The organism is Paenibacillus sp. MER TA 81-3, from assembly GCF_023713585.1.
Taxonomy (GTDB): domain Bacteria; phylum Bacillota; class Bacilli; order Paenibacillales; family Paenibacillaceae; genus Paenibacillus_B; species Paenibacillus_B profundus.
On sequence record NZ_JAMAWB010000114.1, the window covers coordinates 1 to 304 of the forward strand.

General features: G+C 54.6%; 1 protein-coding gene. It reads left to right on the top strand.

The window, feature by feature from the left end; genetic code table 11:
- The coding region (locus tag M3650_RS31475; protein WP_251580295.1) for a MucBP domain-containing protein at positions 1–304 on the top strand (304 nt) is incomplete at both ends.

The window sequence follows — 304 nt, forward strand, 5'->3', positions numbered from 1 at the left end:
TATCTGGAGCAAGGCACGGATAAAGTCCTGGCGGAAGCCACGACCGTAGACGGAGTAACAGGTAAAACGGTGGAGCTGACAGCCGCGGAAGTAGCGGGTTACACGCCAGTGAAGTCCAGCGATAACTACACCTTCAAAGCGGAAGGCAATGTGTACACGTTCTACTACAAAGGAACGGCACAAAAGCTGAGCGTGAACTATCTGGAGCAAGGCACGGATAAAGTCCTGGCGGAAGCCACGACCGTAGACGGAGTAACAGGTAAAACGGTGGAGCTGACAGCCGCGGAAGTAGCGGGTTACACGC